17 protein-coding genes are annotated in these 22,107 nt (G+C 46.8%); 15 read left to right on the top strand and 2 right to left on the bottom strand.

What is annotated here, in order from left to right; all coding sequences use genetic code 11:
- Positions 1–8 precede the first annotated feature (8 nt).
- The 11 genes from BUA17_RS19500 (at position 9) to pstB (ending at position 12,588) form a co-directional block, all read left to right on the top strand.
- Positions 9–2,672: an endo-beta-N-acetylglucosaminidase gene (locus BUA17_RS19500; RefSeq protein ID WP_072734671.1), complete on the top strand. Its 2,664-nt coding sequence runs from the start codon at positions 9–11 to the stop codon at positions 2,670–2,672.
- Positions 2,673–2,997: 325 nt separating this feature from the next.
- On the top strand, positions 2,998–4,005 hold the full coding sequence (locus tag BUA17_RS19495) for a zinc-dependent alcohol dehydrogenase (protein WP_072734670.1): 1,008 nt from the start codon (positions 2,998–3,000) through the stop codon (positions 4,003–4,005).
- 12 nt (positions 4,006–4,017) lie between these two features.
- Positions 4,018–4,845 (top strand): sugar phosphate isomerase/epimerase family protein, encoded by an 828-nt coding sequence (locus BUA17_RS19490; protein ID WP_072734669.1) that lies wholly within the window; start codon positions 4,018–4,020, stop codon positions 4,843–4,845.
- Positions 4,846–4,881: 36 nt separating this feature from the next.
- Positions 4,882–5,766: an AraC family transcriptional regulator gene (locus BUA17_RS19485; RefSeq protein ID WP_072734668.1), complete on the top strand. Its 885-nt coding sequence runs from the start codon at positions 4,882–4,884 to the stop codon at positions 5,764–5,766.
- Between the two features lie 70 nt (positions 5,767–5,836).
- On the top strand, positions 5,837–6,268 hold the full coding sequence (locus BUA17_RS19480) for an RrF2 family transcriptional regulator (RefSeq protein WP_072734667.1): 432 nt from the start codon (positions 5,837–5,839) through the stop codon (positions 6,266–6,268).
- 69 nt (positions 6,269–6,337) lie between these two features.
- Positions 6,338–7,204, top strand: a complete 867-nt coding sequence (locus BUA17_RS19475; protein ID WP_072734666.1) for an aldo/keto reductase — start codon at positions 6,338–6,340, stop codon at positions 7,202–7,204.
- 280 nt (positions 7,205–7,484) lie between these two features.
- Positions 7,485–8,879, top strand: a complete 1,395-nt coding sequence (locus BUA17_RS19470; RefSeq protein WP_240321399.1) for a stalk domain-containing protein — start codon at positions 7,485–7,487, stop codon at positions 8,877–8,879.
- 55 nt (positions 8,880–8,934) lie between these two features.
- Positions 8,935–9,798 (top strand): phosphate ABC transporter substrate-binding protein, encoded by an 864-nt coding sequence (locus BUA17_RS19465; RefSeq protein ID WP_063565318.1) that lies wholly within the window; start codon positions 8,935–8,937, stop codon positions 9,796–9,798.
- Between the two features lie 107 nt (positions 9,799–9,905).
- The gene (gene pstC, locus BUA17_RS19460) at positions 9,906–10,874 is read left to right on the top strand and encodes a phosphate ABC transporter permease subunit PstC (RefSeq protein WP_063565319.1); all 969 of its coding nucleotides are present in this window, start codon (positions 9,906–9,908) and stop codon (positions 10,872–10,874) included.
- Positions 10,871–11,779, top strand: a complete 909-nt coding sequence (pstA, locus tag BUA17_RS19455) for a phosphate ABC transporter permease PstA (protein ID WP_063565320.1) — start codon at positions 10,871–10,873, stop codon at positions 11,777–11,779. The genes pstC and pstA overlap by 4 nt, the downstream gene beginning before the upstream one ends.
- A 53-nt stretch (positions 11,780–11,832) precedes the next feature.
- On the top strand, positions 11,833–12,588 hold the full coding sequence (pstB, locus tag BUA17_RS19450; protein ID WP_170867890.1) for a phosphate ABC transporter ATP-binding protein PstB: 756 nt from the start codon (positions 11,833–11,835) through the stop codon (positions 12,586–12,588).
- A gap of 65 nt (positions 12,589–12,653) precedes the next feature.
- Here the strand turns inward: pstB and BUA17_RS19445 are convergent, their stop codons facing one another.
- Positions 12,654–13,532 carry an SDR family NAD(P)-dependent oxidoreductase gene (locus BUA17_RS19445; RefSeq protein ID WP_072734665.1) on the bottom strand — a complete coding sequence of 293 codons (879 nt, stop codon included), beginning with the start codon at positions 13,530–13,532 and terminating at the stop codon, positions 12,654–12,656.
- A gap of 135 nt (positions 13,533–13,667) precedes the next feature.
- Between BUA17_RS19445 and BUA17_RS19440 the strand changes: the two genes are divergently transcribed.
- Together BUA17_RS19440 and BUA17_RS19435 are read left to right on the top strand one after the other, a co-directional pair.
- Positions 13,668–14,126, top strand: a complete 459-nt coding sequence (locus BUA17_RS19440; protein WP_072734664.1) for a MarR family winged helix-turn-helix transcriptional regulator — start codon at positions 13,668–13,670, stop codon at positions 14,124–14,126.
- Between the two features lie 506 nt (positions 14,127–14,632).
- Entirely contained in the window at positions 14,633–18,166 is a 3,534-nt protein-coding gene (locus tag BUA17_RS19435) for an S-layer homology domain-containing protein (RefSeq protein WP_139295698.1), read from the top strand.
- 194 nt (positions 18,167–18,360) lie between these two features.
- Here BUA17_RS19435 and BUA17_RS19430 read toward each other — a convergent pair whose 3' ends face one another.
- The gene (locus BUA17_RS19430; protein WP_072734662.1) at positions 18,361–19,227 is read right to left on the bottom strand and encodes a helix-turn-helix domain-containing protein; all 867 of its coding nucleotides are present in this window, start codon (positions 19,225–19,227) and stop codon (positions 18,361–18,363) included.
- Positions 19,228–19,417: 190 nt separating this feature from the next.
- Here BUA17_RS19430 and BUA17_RS19425 point away from each other — a divergent pair, with 190 nt between their 5' ends.
- Positions 19,418–20,434, top strand: coding sequence for a quercetin 2,3-dioxygenase (locus tag BUA17_RS19425; protein ID WP_072734806.1), 1,017 nt, complete (start codon positions 19,418–19,420; stop codon positions 20,432–20,434).
- Between the two features lie 4 nt (positions 20,435–20,438).
- A complete protein-coding gene (locus BUA17_RS19420) occupies positions 20,439–21,791 on the top strand; it encodes an MFS transporter (RefSeq protein WP_348537082.1) in 1,353 nt (450 codons plus the stop codon).
- The last annotated feature ends 316 nt before the right edge of the window (positions 21,792–22,107 follow it).

Here is a 22,107-nt window from a genome sequence, read left to right as displayed (position 1 = left end):
GGTATGGCATGAAAAAGCTTGGTGCGAGTCTCCTATTTGTAATATTGGTATGCGCTGTTCTTTCCTCAGCGGCCTTGGCGAAGCAACCTTATTCATCCTATTGGCTGCCTGAACAATTGCTTAACTGGAATCCAGCTTCCGACCCGGATGCGGCCTTCAACCGGAGCACCATTCCGCTCCAGAGCCGATTCACAGGAGAGGCAGTTAACCCGAACGCAACGAAAGATCCCAAAGTGATGGCCTTGTCTGCGTTGAATCAGGGAACCAGTGGCGTTCCATCGCAGGGATCGGATACATTCTCTGCAAATACGTTCTCTTACTGGCAGTATGTCGACAAGCTCGTATATTGGGGTGGCTCGGCGGGAGAAGGCATTATTGTGCCACCAAGCGCCGACACGATTGATGCGGCACACCGGAACGGAGTGCCAATCATGGGCACAGTGTTCTTCCCGCCATCCGTATACGGTGGCAAATATGAGTGGGTGAAGCAAATGCTTCAGCAGAACAGCGATGGTTCCTTCCCGGCCGCGGATAAATTAATTGAGGTAGCGGAGTATTATCGTTTTGACGGCTGGTTTATCAATCAGGAGACTGAGGGTGGAACAGCCACTGACGCACAGTTAATGAAGACATTCCTCCGTTATCTTCAGGATCATAAGCCCGCGGGTATGGAGATCATCTGGTATGATTCCATGACGAAGGAAGGCAATATTTCATGGCAAAATGCGCTGACGGACCGGAATGCAATGTTCCTTCAGGATAACGGGAACAAGGTATCAGACAGCATGTTCCTGAATTTCTGGTGGAATGATCTTGGCAGTTCTGCGGCCAAAGCCAAAAGCCTAGGCAGATCACCATTTGAACTGTTCGCAGGCATCGATGTGGAAGCTAAAGGATACGATACCAGTCTGAAATGGAATTTGCTGTTTCCTGAAGGGAAACCGGCTGTGACTTCCCTCGGCATTTATCGGCCGGATTGGTCGTACAACAGCGCGGACAGCATGACCGATTTCTTTGCCCGTGAAAATAAATTCTGGGTAGGGCAGAGCGGCAACCCGGCCAATACAGCGACAAGCCAGGCCTGGAAAGGGATTGCGAACAATGTGGTTGAATCATCGCCGGTGGACCAACTGCCCTTCACGACCAACTTCAACACGGGCAGTGGCGAGAATTTCTATGTTGATGGCACACAAGTGCGGGAGACTGGATGGAATAACCGCAGTTTGCAGGACGTACTTCCGACATGGCGCTGGTTAGCAGAAAGTAAAGGCACGGCGCTGAAACCTTCTCTCGATTGGTCGGATGCCTATTATGGTGGCAGTTCCCTGAAGGTAGCCGGTGCATTAAGTCCAACGAATGCAACCCATCTGAAGCTGTATAAAACAGATCTCAAGATCGAGTCGGGTACTGAGCTGTCGATTACGTACAAGACGCAGAGCAAGCCGGGCATGAAGGTTGGCCTCGCTTTTGTAGACCAGCCGGACCAGTTCGTCTTTCTGGATGTGAAGAACGAGAAGGCAACCGACTGGACGACGGACACGATCAATCTGACGCCTTACCAAGGAAAGCAGATTGCGGCATTGTCTTTGTATTTTGACAGTACGGAAACCGTATCGGATTATAACATCCATATTGGGCAGCTATCTATCCACAAGAACAAGAACAGTAATCCATCGAACCCTCTTGAGGCCGTTCAAGCATTGAATGTCACCCAATCCGATTTCCGCGGCGGTATTTACGGTGATGCAAGGTTGCAATGGAACGCGTTGAACGAGGAAGTTCAACAATATGAGATTTACCGTGTACTGCCCGACGGCAAAGAGACTTGGGTGGGTGCGACCGCCAATAACGTGTTCTATGTGCCTGAGATGAAGAGAATCAACGCGGAACAGGCGACTATACTGAAAGTCGTGGCACTGAATGCAAAATATGAGCGCGGCCAGGCTGCCAGCGTGACCATTCAGTGGCCAGCGTATCCGAAGCCGGAAGCAAAGTTCAAGGCCGATGCAACGCTGATCACACCGGGTCAGCAGGTGCATTTCACTGACCTCTCTTCCGAGGTGACGGAAGGCTGGTCGTGGACTTTTGAGAATGGCAGTCCGGCTGTCAGCACGGAGCAAAATCCAGTGGTAACGTATGACAAGGAAGGCACGTACAATGTGACGCTTACAGCTACCAACAGCTCGGGGCAGGATACGGTAACAAAGCAAGCTTTGATCACCGTAAGTAAGGGTGCTTCCGGGATCAAAAATGTCGCACTTGGCAAAACGGCCTCTGCAGACCATGCCTGCGGACCTGCTGAGGGTGCAGGAAAGGCAATTGACGGCAAGGTGACGGGCAACAGCAAGTGGTGCGCACTGGGTAACCAGCCGCATTGGCTGCAAGTTGATCTTGGCAAAGAACATCAAATCAGTGGTTTTGTCATCAAACATGCGGAGAGTGGTGGGGAGTGGTCTGGTTTTAATACGAGCGACTATTCGATTCAGGTCAGTGCTGATGGCGTGAATTGGTCAGATGTAGTTCATGTACAGGGGAATACCGCAGCCGAAACCTCGGATGCAATTGCACTGGTCAAGGCTCGTTATGTGAAGCTGAATGTGCTGAAACCTACGCAAGGTGGCGATACGGCAGCACGAATCTATGAGTTTGAGGTTCGTGGGTTGCAGCCGTAGTTGGCGGTTGAGAAGTGACAAGTGTAGCTGTGAAATTAGCAAAAAAGGAACCATGCGGCCAATCCGGTTTCAATGACGGCGGGATATCCCTGAAATATCCCGTCTTCTAATGGGGGGGACCGCATTGTATTAGACTACGACTGAATAGGATTGAATTTGAGGCTCACAGATCATTGGATCTTGTGAGTCTTTTTACGTTTATACTGGATTCGCTTACAAAGGTTTTAAAATCGTTGTTTTAGATAAAAAATCGGTTTTGCAATCAAAGACAATGTTAATGAAAAGTCTTATATTGTAGTTAAAAAGATAGAAAGGAGTGAAGGTGATGAAGAATAGAAAGATCATGTTTGCTCGTCCGCTGCAAGTGGAAACGGTAGAAGAGGACTTTATTTTGCCAGCCCTAGGGGAGAAGGAAGTATTGGTTAAATTGATCTATTCCCTGATCAGTCCGGGAACGGAGCTGGCCATGTTATCGGGAAAAGAAGAGTGGGCCAAGCTTCCCGTATGTCCGGGGTATGCAAGTGTAAGTGAAGTGATCGAGGTGGGACAGGGTGTACGCCATGTTCAGCCCGGGGACGCTGTGTTCCATTATGGTCAACATGCTGAATATCAAGTGGTATCCACAGATCATGTTTTCATCAAGGTACCTGAGCACTTAGATTTGAAGTGGGTTCCCTTCACCCGTATGGCAACCGTGGCATTCACCTCCGTTCGTGTATCCAATATTGAACTTGGGGACGTTGTTGGCGTGACGGGGCTTGGATTGGTAGGGAATTTGGCTGCTCAATTGGCACGCCTTCAAGGTGCAACTGTGATTGGCGTGGACCTGTCACCGGAACGAATTCGAACTGCCCAGACATGTGGGGTTGACTATACGCTCCATGGCGGAGAAGATAAAGTAAAAGAAAAGATACATGCCATAACGAGTGGAGCAGGTGTATCCACTCATATTGAGGCGACGGGTGTACCCAGTGTTGGTGTTCAAAGTCTGGAGTGGATCGGGAAGCTAGGAGAGATTATTTTCCTGGGCAGTCCACGAGGCGAATATAACACGGATGTCACCGATATATTGAACTACTGCCACCTGTATGGACGAGGCTGTATTACGTTTAAGGGGGCACATGAATGGCGCTTCCCGGTTGAGCCGAACGAATTCGTTAAGCATTCCCTGGTGAGAAATTCGAACATTGTATTTGAACTGATGTTAAAGAACAAGCTGCATATCGAACCATTGATCAGTCATGTGATGAAGCCGGATCAAGCGCAGGAAGCATATGAGGGACTGAGATTGAATAAAGACCAGTATAACGGTGTACTGTTTGACTGGTCCTAGGAGGAGATTGGGATGATTAGAGGGTTAACAAGAGCAGGCTTAGGGAACATCGAGTCCAATGAACAATATATTACGAATGCTGCAAAATACGGATTTCAGTCTGTAGATTTGAATCCGCTCTCATTAATTGAAGAGGTTGGCAAAGAACAGGCCAAACACCTGTTGGAAAGCAATCAGGTGATCATCGGTTCATCCGATCTGACCGTGGACTGGAGAACCACAGATGAACAGTTTCGTGAAGGACTTCAATCGCTGGTTCAATTGGCAGAAGCCTCCGCTTCGTTGAACTGTTACAGCTGTTGCACCTATATTTTACCTTCCACAGATCAGCCAGCAGCATCATTTATGGCGGCAGCTACCAAACGATTGAGATTGTGTGCAGATATTCTGGACGCATATGGAATAAGGCTAGGCCTGGAGTTTGTGGGTTGCCATCATCTGCGTACTCAATGGAAGAATCCATTTATTTGGAGTGTGGAGGATACGCTTGACTGGATCGAAACAATTCATGCTCCCAATGTAGGTTTATTGGTGGATTCCTATCATTGGCATACGAATGGATTAAAGATTGAAGAGGTGTTGGATCTTAAGAAGGAACAGATTGTCCATGTTCATATCAATGATGCTTATGATCTGCCCATTGAAGAATTGCTGGATCATGAGCGTTTATACCCTGGCGAGGGAGTAATCGATCTGCAGGGGTTCTTGAAGAACCTGAAGACCATTGGATACACTGGCGTTGTATCTCAAGAGGTGCTTGCACCAACACCAACCCTCGATTCAAGTGAATTGTTTGCCAAGTCCAAAGCAGGCTTCGATAAAGTGTTTGCGAAAATATAAACCGGATCAGTGAGAAGGCAGTGGGGAGGAATACATGTGTATGAGGCATGGATGAATAGCATTTCGCCATTCGTAAGAGCGGCAAGAATGACGGAATCATTTTCTTTGGCAGGGGAATGGATAGACCACGATCATGTGTATACATACATCGAACAAGGGGAAGCGGAGTTCTTCTTGAGTGGTGTGAAATACCTGGTCAAAGAAGGCGACATTGTGCTGATGCATCCATTCATGTCTCATATCATTCGGTCCACCTCCACGCAGCCATTGATTCAGTATATTTTTCATTTTGATCTGTACTATGAGGAAGAGCGTAGTTTATTGAAGAATACGAGTGCAGCTCATAGTGAAAGACCCGATCTGGAAGATAGGGAAATGAAGCTGGCTTCCATACGCCCAATCTCTCATTTGCAATTAGCCGATCGAATTGAATGGAAAAAGAGATTTGCGCTCATGCATAAGGAGTTTCAGGAGCAGCGGGGAGGATCTTCGTTAATCACGAAATCCATATGTTTGGAGTTGCTGCATCTGTTTTTCAAAAATCAATCCGAAGATCAGGACCAAGAGGGGAACATGACCAAGGGGTGGGCATTCATTGAAAAGTCGATTCGTTATATTCATGAATGCTACGCCGACCCTCAATTAAATAATGTTGCTATCAGTAGACATGTCGGTGTATCGACGAACCATTTATCGCATTTGTTCAAAAGCAAGCTGGGGATTACCCTTCACAAATATGTGACACATATCCGAATAGAGCAGTCCCAGAAAAGAATTATTGAAGGCACACATAATTTAACCCGGATTGCCGAGGAAGTTGGCTTTTCGAGTATTCATCTGTTCAGTCGGTCTTTCAAGGCTGCTGTAGGTATCACTCCCAGTAAATATGCAGCGATGAAATCGAGGGTGGAGTGGGAATAGGCTGATAGTTGCTAACTAAACATAAAAGATATATAGTATATTTAGAAAAGAAATAGTTAGGATGAATGCAATGGCATACTCTACAGCCTTATCACAGGGAATCTCCATTCTGCTCTACGTTCACGCGTACACCGAGAAGAACTGTCTTAACTATCTATCGACCAAAGTGATATCGGAGCAGCTAAATATTCCGGTTCCTACGACGGTAAAAGTCATTCGCAACCTGAATAACGCCAAACTGACAGTGGCAAAAGAAGGTGCCAAGGGCGGCATATTGCTTGCTCAGCCTTTATCGGAAATCACGATGTTGGATGTATTCCTGGCGGTTGAACCCGGCAAAGATTTGTTTAAAATTCATACCGATGTAACACTCCAGGGACAAGACGTGGATGACGTGAAAGAAAAGGTCATTCATCATCTTGAAGGTGCGGAGATCGCAATGCAGAATTATTTAAAAGACATACGGTTAACCGATCTGTTTCATGAAGAAAAAAAGGGTTAACCTCTTTTTTTGGCTTTAACTAGATATAATATATATTGAGTATATTCTGTTTTGAGAGGAGCAGTTAAAATGGATTTGCATACAAAAGTGGTTGAAGCCAGAAACGGGGTTCCTATTCCCCAACTGGGTTTTGGGGTTTACAAAATAACGAAAGAAGCAGAATTTACAACAGCGACTCGCGAGGCCATTCAGGTCGGGTACCGACATTTTGATACTGCCCGGATCTATGGGAATGAGAAAGCGCTGGGAGCAGAGATCCGGCATAGTCAGATTCCGCGCGAGCAATTCTTCATCACGTCGAAAGTCTGGAATACAGATCATGGCTATGAAGCCACCAAGAAAGCTTTCCAGGAAACGATAAACAAGCTGGGTGTCGATTACCTCGATATGTATTTAATCCATTTTGCCTCGCCCAATTATATCGAAACGTGGAAAGCCATGGAGGAATTATACGAGGAAGGCAAGATTAGAGTCATTGGGGTCGCGAACTTTGAGATTCAGCATCTGGAAGAATTAAGAAAGCACGCAAAAATCTTGCCGATGATCAACCAGATCGAGACGCACCCGGAATTTCCGCAGAACGAACTACGTACCTATATGGACAAACATCAAATTTTACATGAGGCGTGGGGTCCACTGGGACAGGGGAATAAAGTGTTATTACAGCATCCGGTATTGAAGGAAATCGCTGATCATCACCATAAGACGGTGGCTCAAGTGATTTTGCGTTGGCATCTGGAACGGGGCGTCATCCTGATTCCCAAATCATCCAATCCAAAGCGGATCAGAGAAAATAGTGGAATCTTTGATTTTGAGCTGTCCGCTGAGGAAATGGAAAAGATCAGTCGTCTAAACTCGGGTAAGAGGTATTCGATCCATCCGACAGGTTATATTGTGAATCCGATTTTTAATACATTGATGAAACTATTTATCTAGGAAAATAAGACAAAAAACGGGTCGTGGGTCATATTCCATCGACTCTTTTTTTGTATTTATGAAAACATTGACAATTCGTTAACAATTCCAGGATTTTCCGTTTACAAATCTCTCCTATAATTACAATCGTGATAGGTCATTTTTACTATGAACGTGGAAGTTGGGGGGATGAGCCGGACAAGCTCTCATAAAGACGATACATGCAGAATACCAGACAGCAGGGCATGACAAAACAAGGCAAATTAAATGGAATAGAGAAGGGTGACAAGAGCCAATGTCAATGAAAAAGGTGTTAGTGGTGTCCATGGTAGCAACAGTGTTAGGTACTTCTGTGGTTAGTGCAGTATCGGCTGCTCCTGCAGTGAAACCTGTGGCTAATGCAGCTCAGGTGCAAAATTCCACGCTTACAATAAACGGTAACAGCGTCGTCGTTCGTTCCATCGTTAAAAATGGGGAGACACTTGTGTCACTTCGTGATGTGATCAAAGCCATCGGCGCACAAGCCGAAGTACATAGCGGAACGACGGTGATCAAGCTGAATGATCACAGCGTGACGCTCCAAAACAATAGTAAACAAATCGTGGTAGATGACGTCAAAGTGAATCTGAATCAACCCGTTACTATCATCGGTGGTACAAGTTACATCGCTCTTCGTCCACTGGTGTCGGGCGTTGGCGGTACGATTGTCAAGCGAAACGGACTGCTTGAGATCAGTACAGTATCCTTGATCGATGAAGTCGAGAATCCTCGTTTTGCCGGAGCAGATAAGCTGATTGTTTCCAAGAGCGATAACAATGGCAGAAACGATTATCTCGTCAATACAACAAGCGGCAAATATGATCTGTTGTTAACGACAGACGGTGGATCGGATCTCGTTATTTCGCCAAGTGGTGATCAAGCGGCGTATACGAATGCCGAAGGAGCCGTTTATGTTATTGATCTGAAGACCAAGGCTTCCAAACTAATCACCAGCGACAACAGCATCAAGCCTGAGTTGGTATGGTCTGCTGACGGGAATGCAATCTACTTCCTGCAAGGGGATAAAGGGTCCGTGATTGCCAAGGTGAATCTGGCGGATGGGGCGATTACGAAAGTGGTCGAAGACAAGGTGGACTATAAGGAAAACCTGAATGTATCTGCTGACGGCAAGAAATTCATCTATACCGTAACAACACTTGGTACCGTAACTTCGGATACAACCAATGTGGATGAAGACAATGTCTCCATTGATTTCTCATCCAATCAACAGCAAATATTTTCGTATAACACAGCAGATTCAAAACCGGAGGCTGTGAAGCTCACAACATCAACTGACGACAAGGTATTTGTATGGTCTGCTGACGGACAAAAAGCCTACTACGTGAGTGTACCTTCCGAAGACGGTAAAGCATCATTGCTGTCTGTGGATTCATCTCAAAAGTCTACGCCGGTGTATGCCGAGTACGATGTAGAACAAGCTATTCTGTCGGGTGGCATCTTGTATGTACTTGCGGCCCAGGATGACAGCAACAGCGTGATCCTTTCGATCGACCCGGTAACTGGAAAACAAACCAAGCTGTACACCGTATCTTCCGATGTATCATCCATCGCGGTTGCCGGAACACAAATCTCTGTGGTTGAGAACGGCCGAGTCCTGGTACAAGCTGGCGGAAGCTGGAGAGCCGTTACGAAGTAATGTTTTATATCAAATATGACCACAAGCTTTTTAATTCGAGAGGAGTTTAATTAACATGAAAAAATGGATCAAACCCTTCACAGCAATGCTTATGGCTGTATCTCTGATTGGTGGACTGGGTGGCGCAACGACAGCATCAGCTGCCAAGAGCACAGAGAAAGGTAAAATTGTCATTAACGGTTCCTCCGCATTGCTTCCGCTGACACTTCAAGCTGCCAGCGAATTCAAAAAAGATAATCCAAAAGTTAAAATCTCGGCTTCCGCAGCAGGTTCCATCACAGGTCCTCAATCCGTTCGTAAAGGGATCGCGGATATTGGCGCTGTAGACTGGGATGCATCCAAAGATGTACCTGGCTTCAAGAAATTTGATGGCTTGGTAGCCAATCCGGTAGCTGTAACAGTGTTCACGGCTGTCGTTAATACCAATGTGGGTGTAAGCAATCTGACAACAAAACAACTGCAGGACATCTTCTCCGGCAAAGTGACAAACTGGAAGGAAGTCGGCGGATCGGATGCCAACATCGTTGTAGTTAACCGTAAATTTGGTTCCGGTACACGGGTTAACTTCCAACAAAAAGCTTTGGATGGCAAGGATTTCATGAGCAAAGGGGACAACTACAAAGAGGTTGGCTCCAGCGGCGATATGAAAACAACAATTGAAACGACACCAAATGCAATCGGTTATATTGACCTTCCGTATGTAACTAGCAAAATGAAGGCTGTATCCATCAATGGCGTGGCACCAACAGAGAAAAACGTCCTGAACAAAACATACAAAGTATGGGGTATTGGATATTACATGACCAAAGGTCAACCTACGGGAGCAACCAAAGCGTTCATCGAGTATATCCAAAGCAGCAAGTTCCAAAACGGTTCCCTGAAAAAACTGAAATTCATTCCGCTTGCTGCCGTTAAATAACGAAAGCTGCGAACGTCCATCATTCTCGCATTTCATAAGGAAAGGGATAGCCAGCTTCTGCGCACGGTCGCCAAGCTGGCTTCTCTATGTGAAAGGAAGAGCCCTTCATGATCGATTTAAATCCATCCACGAACAGCCCTGCTCCGAGTGAGCTTGGTTCAAGCATCGGCAAGGCTCCCGGATCGGGAACCCGGTTTGACCGTAAGGCGCGTTTAAGATGGTCCAATAAACTGTTTCGAATGGTCTGTATTGGCAGTACATTGTTCGTTTGTCTGGTTCTGTTATGCATTCTGGTCCTTATGCTTCGTACGGGCGTTCTGACCTTTGCGGATGTTTCGCTCAGCGAATTCTTTTTCTCTACCAACTGGGACCCGGAAAATGAGCATTACGGTGCGCTGACCTTTATTCTGGGAACGCTGGCACTGACGGGGCTCACGATGCTGTTTGCCATTCCAATCTCCGTCATCATTGCCGTGTTTCTGGCCGAAATGACGCCAAAATGGCTTCGCCATATTCTGCGACCCGTATTGGATCTGTTGGTGGGGATTCCTTCTGTGGTATACGGTTTCTTGGGACTGACGATTCTCATCCCCTGGCTTAGGGATATCAGTGGACATGATCTGGCGGACGGTTTGCTCGCAGCGTCCATCGTTCTGACGATTATGGTGCTGCCTACCATTAGCCGGATCAGTGATGATGCCATATCTGCTGTACCGAACAAATACCGGGATGCAGCTTATGCACTTGGTACGAACCGATTCCAAACCATAACTCGTGTGGTCTTGCCTGCTGCAAGAGGCGGAATCATGTACGCCGTTATTCTTGGGATGACTCGTGCCATTGGAGAAACGATGGCGGTGGTGATGGTCATCGGCAATACGGCGCAGCTCGCTAACAGTCTGTTTACACCAACAGCGGTGCTGACAAGTAATATCGTCATGCAAATCTCAAGCGTCGAATTCGATTCCACCTGGAATCACGGGCTGTACATGATGGGCTTTATCCTGCTTGCCATTTCCATCTTGATGATTGTAGCCGTAAGAATGCTTCAGAAGAAAGGGGGACGCTACTCATGAGTATGAAGAAACAGGCGAACGCTGTCCCCGCCTATTCGTTCGGCAAACGCAGAGGTGCATCCACGCTGATGGACCGGATTTTTACGGGCATGGTATGGGGTGTAGGGATTGTCGTCATTTTATTCATTGTTGGACTGTTATTTCTTCTTCTGGAAAAAGGGCTGCCTTTGCTGAGCTGGGATTTTCTATATGGTGTTCCAAGCGAGATTGAAGAAGGAGGAGGGATTGGGCCGGCGCTGTTCAACTCGTTCTATGTGCTGATTCTATCCCTCCTGATCTCGATTCCCATCGGCATGGCGGCCGGGATTTATCTAGCGGAATTTGCTCCAAACAACAAACTCATGGAGATCGTGCGGATTTGCGTGGAGGGACTGTCTTCTGTTCCATCCATCATCTTTGGTTTGTTTGGTATTGCCCTGTTTGTAGAGTTCTTCGAAATTGGTCTTACGATTCTGGGCGCCGCCGTCAGCCTTGCCTTTCTGAATCTGCCTGTGCTTACCAGGGTAACCGAGGAATCGGTTCGGGCGGTTCCGGTTGAACTTCGTAATGCGTCCTTTGCACTTGGCTCTACCCATTTGCAGACGATCCGTAATGTATTGCTGCCGGTGGCTATAAACGGGATCATGACAGGCATTTGCCTCACGGCAGGTCGCGCATTCGGAGAGAGTGCCGTCATTATTCTGACCGCAGGGGTATCTACATCCGGGGAAATGTGGGATTTCAATTTGCTATCGCCGGGAGGAACCCTTGCTGTGCATCTGTGGTACATTCAATCCGAAGCAATTGTGCCCGATGCCGAGGAAATTGCGCAAAAGACAACGGCTGTGTTGATCTTTGTGGCTTTGCTCATTAATATTCTGTTCCGTGTGCCGTTGTGGCTGAATTCACGCAAGAATCAAGCCTAATGTGTCAGGCGGATCCAGTAACAAGATCAATTTCAACACCGGGAGGAACTATTGTGCGGTCAATCATTGAGATCAACAAATTGAATTTATATTACGGTCAGTTTCAGGCACTTAAGGATGTCTCCATTGAAATTCCGGAACGGGCCATTACCGCTTTTATCGGACCGTCCGGTTGTGGCAAATCGACGCTGCTGCGAACCCTCAACCGCATGAATGACCGGATACCGGGAACACGTATCGAAGGTAAAGTGGCCGTAGGCGGGACGGACATCTACAGCGGCGAGGTGCATGTGGAAACCATTCGCAAGAAGATCGGTATGGTTTTTCAGCAGCCGAATCCTTTTCCGAAATCCATCTACGATAATGTGGCCTTCGGCCCAAAACAGCACGGTATCCATGGTAAGAAGAAGCTAGATGAAATCGTGGAACAGAGCCTGCGTTCTGCTGTCCTGTGGGATGAAGTAAAGGATAACCTGAAGCGTTCCGCGTTAAGTCTATCCGGAGGACAACAGCAGCGCCTCTGCATCGCACGTGCACTGGCAGTGGAGCCGGACATTCTGCTGATGGATGAGGCTACGGCGTCGCTTGATCCCGTCTCGACCTTCAAGATCGAGGAGTTGGCTCATGAGTTGAAGGAACGTTATACCATCGTGATGGTCACACACAATATGCAGCAAGCAGCTCGGGTCTCCCAACAAACGGTTTTCTTCCTGAATGGGGAGGTTGTGGAATACTCTGCGACCCAAGATATGTTCGCCGAGCCCGTTGATTCGCGTACGCAGGACTATATCAGTGGTCGGTTTGGTTGATTCTGAATCGGTAAGAGGTGGAAGTCTTTCAGATAGTTATCTGGAAGGCTTTTTTCTGTTTTTGATTAGTTCAACAGACCACGTTGCTCCAGTAATTGTGTCGTAACCTTCCACAGCTTGTTTTGCATTCCAGTATCTCCGCCTGGATACACAGGAGTAATGGATGCCCCGCTTCCAACATTGAAATACCCTCCCGTTACTTCTCCAAAATTCGGCTCCACAGCCAACCGGGTCATAATGTCCGTACCCCGCCGTGGGTCGCCGATGTGTAAAAACGTTAGAATGTGCTCAAGCACACTCGCAAACCATAACTCCCGACCAAGACCCGTAACATTAAATCCCGGATTTAAAGCATTAACACGAATTCCAGTTCTATCCCAGTGACGGGCAAGTTCGATAGTAAACATAATATTCAGCAGTTTGGTTTTGCCATAGATGGCGGAGGAGCCGCGTGCAGTAAAGGGATCGGTATCCGTTAAGTCATCGGGCAGCACCAGTGTGCCATGATTCCGCGAGGCTTCAGATGCAACATTGACGACTCGAGCGTTGCCTGCCCGAATCAGGGAAGAATGCAATGTGTGCGTTAGTAGCCAAGGTGCCAAATAGTTCACGGCGATCATCTCGGCAAACCCTTCGGAAGTGACTCTTTGTTCAAAAGCATGAAGACCCGCATTATTCAAAAGTACATCGATACGCGGATAAGCGGCTGCGATTTCAAGCCCTATACGTTTTACATCGCTCAGTAAGGACAAATCTCCAAAGAAAAAGTTGATCTTGGCGGATGGCTCAATTTCCCTGATTTTGTTTCTGGTGGTCTCGGCGCGTTCTTCGCTTCTAGCTGTGAGTACAAGATGTGCACCACGTTTGGCAAGTTCAATGGCGGCAAGCTGCCCCAGTCCACTTGTTGCTCCGGTAATTACAATAATGGGTTGTGTTGTTTTCATAATGAGGTCTCCTTTTGACACGAATAGGGTCGAACTATATAATGGACATAAATCAACTATATAATTTAATTGATATTTGTCAACTATATATTCATAAGCCTACTTTGATGTATCGAGGAGAGGGGAACAACAATAATGAGTGAAAACCCGGTTAAAACCAAAGATAGAGAAACTCTGGAACTGGCACTTGGTGAGCAGATCCATGCGCTAATTAGTGCTTCGCATGCGCTTAATGTCAGATCTGCCGAGCGTTTTGATGCGACTATGCAGCCTGCCGCTTTTCATTTGGTGCGGTGGTTGTATTCTTACGGTCCTACAAGCGCCGCAGCTTTGGCAGAAGCGACGGCTATGGACCGCAGTTCGGTAAGCCGTCTGATTAAACAACTTGAGAAGGCAGGGTATGTAAGCAAGGAGCCGGACCCCGAAGATCGGCGCGGCGTTTTGTTGTCTTTGACGGAGCTTGGTCAACAATCGACGGTGGGTGCGCTCAAGGAGAAGGAGTCAACTTTTTATGAACGCATATCGGGATGGAATGAAGAGGAACTGGAACGTTTCACCACTATGCTTCGGCAGTTTAATGGGTTTAATGTTTAGGGAGAGGTATCATTTCACAACCCGTTAACTTACCCTTCACAAAAGTAAACATGTAAAAGCTAAATCAAAACCCAGTCAAACCCAGAGTACCTACGGATTCAGGGCGCATTGCGTCTGTGCATTCGTGGGTTCTTTTTTTATATTAGGCAGATGCTCCGTCCTCAAATATTTACAAAGTCCTTCATTTATACCTCTTCAGCACCTCTGTTCTGCTAATTCTCTTCCTAATGCTCCACTAGCTGTGGTGGAACTTTCCTGAATGGTGAACAAAATCTGAATTTTTCTTCACCCTCTTGCAACCTCTCTCTAGTCCATTCCAGCACCTCAATATGGAGGATGATAGAGCATAATCTTCGTAGATACAGCAAAAGAAATCGTTAACGAAATATAAAGTGATGCAGGGATATGTCAAATTTTTAATAGGCGCTTTCATTGCGTTGACCCTGCCCTCAAAGTTTCTTATATTTACTCCCGACACAACAACTCAGAACGGTGGTGGGATGATTTTGTTCAACAATAAAGGAAAGAAAATGCTCGCTATGCTTACGCTTATACCACTGGCTACGGGCCTTGTCATGGGAGCTTTCCCTGCTGCGGTAACCTATGCGGATGCGGGAGATAACACTCCAACCAACAGCTCGGCAACAGGTTCATGGCAAACGGGAGATTTGCACGTACATACGTTTGAGTCCGATGATGCGCAGAATTCGTTGGAAAATGTACTCGACGCGGGACTGACGAAGTATGGTCTGGACTGGATCGCGCTTACGGATCATTTGCGGTTATCCAAGCGGGATCAGAACGGAGTAGACATTCCAGGTGGATCGATTCCGATGTCCAAAGGGATGAATGAATACCAGGTACCACAGATCAAAGCACTTCAGGAAGCGGGCAAATATGCAGGCAAAACGATCTTCTCCGGTTTCGAATGGGACATGCCGACACATGAACACGTTGGTGTAGGTATTCTCACAGATGAGCCGAATTCGACCGAAGCGCTGGAAGCTGCAAACGAATTTGAGTATCGTTTTACCAATCGGGATGCGAGTCTATTTGATGCGGCTGACGTAGCGGATTGGAATCAGACGGGAGGACGTGCCTATACGACCCATCAGGATGCACTAGCTGCTATCAATTGGCTGGCAACCAAGTATCCAACGACGAGTTATGCGATGATCAATCACCCTTCACGGGGCAAAAACAAATATACCATCGCGGACTTCCGTGAGTTCAACGATCTGGCTCCACAAGTTGTTTTTGGTATCGAAGGTATGCTGGGCAACCAGATGGAACCGGATCGCGGCGGGTATAACACGAGCTACAACGTAGCCAATCCGACCGCAGATGATGGATACAAATACCGTACATACGGCGGTGTGGACTATATGGTCGCCAAGGTGGGCGGTTTGTGGGATGCATTGTTGGGAGAAGGGCGTCACTTCTGGAACTATGGTAATTCGGATTACCATTTCAAGACAATTGGCACGAATTCCAGCGGTTATTTTCCGGGCGAATATGCCAAGACCTATTCGTGGGTTGATGGTACTGGGATGCAAGCCGTGCTGGAAGGACTGCGTTCGGGGAAATCATTTTCCGTATTCGGTGATCTGATCAACGCACTGGACTTCACGGCTTCCGGCGCGGGTACTCAGGCTGAAATGGGCGGAGACCTGGGTGTGACCCAAGGTGACGAAGTGGAACTGAAAATCCGTTTCAAGAGTCCAACCACGAGCAACAACTATGAAAAACCAATCAACAGCGGCACGTCCGCTGGACAAGTACCGGTGGTAGATCACGTAGATCTCATCGCTGGAGATGTGATGGGCAAGGCTGAGAAGGGCACACCCGCATATTCCAAAGACACGAACGACTCCACCAAAGTACTGGCAACCTTTACGTCCAACGATTGGACAACAGATTCGGAAGGTTACAATGTCATCACGTACAAGATCAAAGCAACGGACCAGGATAAATATTATCGCCTGCGCGGTACAAATCTGGGCATGAACGTTTCTGGTGAGACCGTAAATGGTGAACCGCAACTTGACCCGAAGATCACAACAGCGGATGCAGAGACTCGGTTCAACGAGATCAATGATCAGAACTATCGCGACCTGTGGTTCTACTCTAACCCGATCTTCGTGAATGCCACACCTTACAGTGATGCACAGGCGGTAACGGATACGCTTCAAGCGATTGATCTGGGCGATCTGAACGCGGTCACTTCCGACCTTACCCTTCCTGTTGAAGGAAAACATGGAGCAACGATTAGCTGGTCCAGCTCCAACCCGGAATTGATGGATGCACAGGGGAAACTTATTACACAGCCTGAGAACAATGAGCGACTGGAATTGACGGCAACGGTACAACGTGGCAGCGAAATGGATACTAGAACGTTCACTGTCATTGTGGAGGGAACAAATAATCAGGCATTGGTGTTAAAAGGTAACATGACCACCGCTGACGGCCAGCCGTATCATACGGATACATGGACAAACCAGTCCGTAACGGTTAGTGTAACCAGCGCAGTATACGCCCCTGCTACTTCCGCAATCATTGAGTTGTCTCGTGATGGAGGGCAGACGTACGAACCGTATACAGAGAATACGCCTTTGGAGATAACGGAGTCGGGAGAAAATAAGCTGCTATTCAGAGCGACAGACGATTTGAACGAAACCTATACTTTACCATTGGTGGTCAAAATAGATCGCGAAATTCCTGTCATCACCCTGCAAGGCAACAGCCAAATGTCATTAACCGTGGGAGATATGTATAACGAGCCTGGAGCACAGGCTACCGATAATGTGGGCATCAATGGTTCCGTGCAGATTGACGGCACAGTGAACACACAAGCGGCGGGGATCTATACCCTTCGTTATAACGTGAAAGATATTGCCGGCAATGCTGCACAGGAAGTCACACGTACGGTTATCGTACAAGCCCGTTCGGGTAATGGCGGCGGGGGTTCAGGTAGTGATGGAGGCAACGCTGGAGGGAATTCCGGTGGAAGCACACCAAGCGTGCCAACAACGCCTACAGTTCCAACCACACCAACCAACCCGGATACGGGATCAGATTCTACTACTGAAGTGAAGGTAGAGGTCGAAGCGAATCAGCCAGTACAAACGGGTCTGAAAGACATCGTGCAATTCAACGCTCCGGCTGGAGCCATTGGGGAAAAAGATACGTTGCAGCTGTCCGTTGTATCCCAGGACCAATTGCAAAATGCAGCTTCGCTGAACGTACTGGGCCAAGCAGTACAGATTACTCGCAGTGGAGGACGGACATTGAACGATCAGGCAGCATTGAGTCTGCAATATGATGCTTCCAAGCTGCCACAAGGAACACAGCCAGCGATCTACTATTATAATGAAGCCCGTCAGAGCTGGGTATTCATCGGTGGTAAGACGAATGCAGCAGGAACAATATCGGCTAATGTGAATCATCTGGGTACCTTTGTTGTGTCCAGTTACACAGCTGCTAATCTGTCCGATCTGAACGGACACTGGGCATCCGACTATGCAGATCGTTTGATTGGCATGGACGTTATCCAGGGTTACACAGATGGTACATTCCAACCATCCAAGAAGATTACACGGGCAGAGTTTGTTACGTTAATCAGTAAGGCACTGGCTTTGAAGTCCGTGCAGTCGGATACGACGTTTGCAGATCAAGGCAGTCTGCCAGACTGGGCGAAGAGCGATATTGCCGCAGCCGTGCAAGCCGGAATCGTGAAGGGCTATGGAGACAATACGTTCAAACCTAATCAGACGATCACTCGTGCCGAGATGGCTGTGATGATGGCGAATGCATTGAAGTTAAGTGCAGATGCACAGTCGGGAACGAGCAATGATGCTGTAAAACCAAGCTTCACTGACGAGTTGCAAACTCCGGCTTGGGCACAAGATGCACTCAATACAGCCGTTCAGGCCAAAATTGTGAACGGATATACGGACAATACGGTTCGTGCAGGGAATATGACGACCCGTGCGGAAGCCGCAGCAATGATCTATAAGCTGCTGTTGGCGTTGCATGTTTAACTAGTAAATTAAAAATGTTTAACGAAAAGAGAAGTACCCCGTAAAGAGGTACTTCTCTTTTTTTGTTATATACAATTGTCGCTATCTGCTTATTCAAAATAACCACAAAACCCGTACATCATTTCTGTAACGGATTTTGTGGCCTTCTTATTTGAATAGAAAATATATGCACACTATCACACATCGCATGTGAATCACGACCCTTGAGGCTGCCTGAACTCTTTAGGGGTCATTCCACATTTTTCTTTAAATATCCGATAAAAGTACTTCATATCCTGTATTCCAACCTCTCTGGCAATGGTTTGCACACTCCAATCGGTTTCGGATAACAGTTCACAACTTCGTTGTATACGTTTATTTTGTATCATCTGTGTCAGGGTGAGCCCGGTAACCTGCTTGAATGTTCTTTGGAAATGGCGAGGGCTTATGGCAAATCGTTCACACAAACGAGTAAGAATGGCGGATTCATTATAATGACTGGATATATAGTTCACTGCAAGTTGAATGTGGTCGGTCAGATCTCCTTGTGCAGACTGAAGATCACTTGGCTCGGCATGCCGTATGCGAGTTAGCAAGTCCATCAGATGAAGATACAGTCGGTAACGATAACCGGATTCCTTACATTGAAGTTCAAGGTGTAAAGAGTACATGATCTTCCCGAATTCTTTCTTGTTCTCCGTTACTTTGAAGCCGTTCCCCAGAGTACGAAATGGTTGAGTGAGCTCATCAATATCATCATAGATCATGCGGTCACCGATGGCTTGAGGCCCCGATAATATGTGCTTCTCCACAAGGCAATTCATGAGCGTGACAGACTGATTCAATGTGGTCTGGAACACATGTCTCGTATCTGTAGGAATGAACAACAGGTCTCCACGAGTGATTGGGATACAGCTGTCATCGATCGAGAGTGTTCCTTGACCTGCCGTCACATAAGACAATTCATAAAATGAATGCGCATGCTTCTGACATTGGTTATTTCGTATTTCTACCGGATGCATGGAAATGGGAGTGTCATGGAAAGGGTGCTCCATGTAATAGGTTGAATCGTTAAAATTCATAAACAGGAGGCCCCTCCCTCTTCAATTTTTTATTATTTAATTTTAATGGATTAAGCGAGTGACTTCAATCAATCAGATGTCGCATTTGCCCATAGGCTGGTCGCCCTAGACCATTTTTTATATAGGGTGAAGTCCTTAAAATGAACATGAATAAAGGAATGGAGGAGAGAATCAAGTGACATCAACATTAATGAGTACATTGCCTCAGACAAGAAAGCCTTATTTACTTCGTAAAGGAGAGGGCACGAGTTATACGTTCGGTAAACAGGTAGTTACGGTCATGGCGGATGCTGACAGTACAGGAGGACAGTTCGAAATGTTCACCATCGCCGGGAGTAAGGGAGAGGTGTTTCCCCTCCATTTTCATAACAGTAGCTACGAATCTTTAATGGTTCTGGAGGGAAGAGTTGAGTTGGTAATCGACGGGCAATATCATCTTCTAACTTCTGGAGACTATGCACATATACCGCCAGGGACAAGGCATGCCTATCGGTTTGCAGGTCATCGAAATCGTATGGTTTCCTATTCGCTACCGGGAAATATCACGTCTATCTTTCCTGTCATCGGTTTGGCCTATTCTTTCAAGGATTACCCACCGCAGCCCCTACACGAATGGACGCAAGAGGATTTGATCCGAGCCTCCGAGGTAGCCGATATTGGTTTTGAGGATGGAGAGTTACAGTGGGGTGCTTCCCAGCTTGTTGAGACAGGAGTAGTGCACGGCGGAGTCGTTCCTTATGTATTGGAGAGCGGGGAAGGGGATCGTCTCTTAACGGGAGATCAATTGCATCGCATTCTTGCGTCTCAGAAAAATACAGATGGCACCTACATTTTTGTATCTACAGAAGGACCGAAGGGTGAACCTATTGTAGAGCATTATCATGAGAATCATGTGGAAACTTTTTATTGTGTACAAGGCCAAATGACCATGTGGGCGAACGGTGAAGAAATTCAGCTTCATGAAGGAGACTTCCTCCACGTGCCGGAAGGTACTACCCATGCCTATCGTCTCGATGCACCGTATACCCGCTTTGTTGGAATGCTGGAGTGCGGTTTGTTTGAGCCATTCTTCCGCATATTGGGAGAGCCTTATGAACATTTTATTTTCCCGAATGAACCTGGCCCGCTACGGATGGACCGCGTTATGGCTAATATGGATACTCTGGATCTGAAAGTGGTTGCCCAATCACCGTTGCATCGCAATTAAGTACATGATGGATAAAAAAACAAACCTTACACAACAATCACAATCATATAAATTAATTTGGATTTTAGCCTTTGCGATGGTTATTTCTGTGATGAATTCCACGATGTTTAATGTGGCACTGCCTGATCTTAGAACAGAATTCGGATTGACCTCTTCCCAGGTTAGCTGGGTGGTAACCGCATATATCATTATATACGCCATAGGGTCGGTAACGTATGGCAAGCTGGCTGATATGTTCAAGCTGAAAAATTTGATTACATTTGGATTATGCTGCTTTGCAATGGGGTCACTAATCGGAGTACTGGCGGACAGTTATATGTTACTCATTGTGGCTCGAATTCTACAATCAATAGGTGCGTCCGTTATCCCGGCATCTTCCATGTTGATTCCAATTCGTTATGTGGCTGAAGAGAATCGTGGCAGAGCATTGGGCATTACTTCGGCTGGTATGGCTCTTGGGACAGCGATTGGTCCAATCATTGCCGGATTCGTTCTTAGTATGGCAAGCTGGCGTTTTCTCTTCGCGATTTCCATTTTGGTACTTGTTACATTACCGTTCTTTCGAAAATATCTGGGTAATGACAAGGGTGTAAGAGGACAGGCAGATCTTCCAGGGGGGCTATTGCTGGCAGGCGTCATTACGCTGTTAATGCTTGCGATTACAAGACAAAGCTTGCTCTTGTTGCTGCTAATGTTAGTGACCCTCGTGCTGTTCTGGATAAGGATGAGAAGATCGTCAGCACCGTTTATATCTCTTGATTTGTTTAAAAACAAACGCTACTCTCGCGGACTTCTCATTGGGTCCATGGTGTTGACTTTGAATTTGTGTGTGCCTTATCTGATCCCCCAGATGTTAACCAGTCTTAATCAGTTGTCTGCGTTACAGATCGGGTTGGTGATGTCGCCTGGAGCCTTGTTTGCTGCATTATTTGGACTTTTGGGCGGGCGCATTACGGATAAAAAAGGGAATCGTTATCTGTTTTCGTGGGCTTTTGGACTGCAATTTATTGCGTATACACTACTGTATATTTTTACAGGTGGTTCGTATGGTGTAGTGCTGTTTGTTCTTATCGCTGCGAATACAGGGCTGACATTTGCCCAGATTGCTCTGGCGAATACCGTATCCAGAACCTTGCCGAGGCATGAGGCGGGTGTTGGTATGGGTGTCTATATGATGTGCAGCTTTATCGCTGGTGCGATTGGAACGTCGATTCTTGGAACCACATTGGATGCAAAAGGGGCAAGCACTCAAGTATTCGGTTCCATTTATATCTTTTTTGGGATATGGATTGTGGTCTCCGCAGTATTGTTTCTTTCCTTTACCAAAAAGAGAGAGTCCGAATCTGCATCAACCTAGGTTGTACTTGGTATCGTCGATTTAAAATCGATAGAAGTTTTCTGTCATACGCAAGTTATTGAATAGGCTGTCCCACAAGTCCTCTAAAGGATGGGGCAGCCTGTTTGTTATGTTTACGGAAAGATCTCAGTATCCTGAAGCTACAGTAAAAAGATCGGGATAAATAAGGCAGGGAGCAGGTTCAACACTTTGATCTTCGTAATCTACAAGATGTTTAACCCCGTATAAAGCGTCAGAATACCGCCAATCAGAGTAATTTCGTTCATGATATTCAACGTCATGAAGATGGATAAACAATTAATCAATTTATCAAGCA

Origin of the sequence: Paenibacillus sp. ov031 (genome assembly GCF_900143165.1) — a bacterium.
Taxonomy (GTDB): domain Bacteria; phylum Bacillota; class Bacilli; order Paenibacillales; family Paenibacillaceae; genus Paenibacillus; species Paenibacillus marchantiae.
Note: the sequence above shows the minus strand (reverse complement) of the source record. Positions and strands in the feature narration are given on the sequence as shown.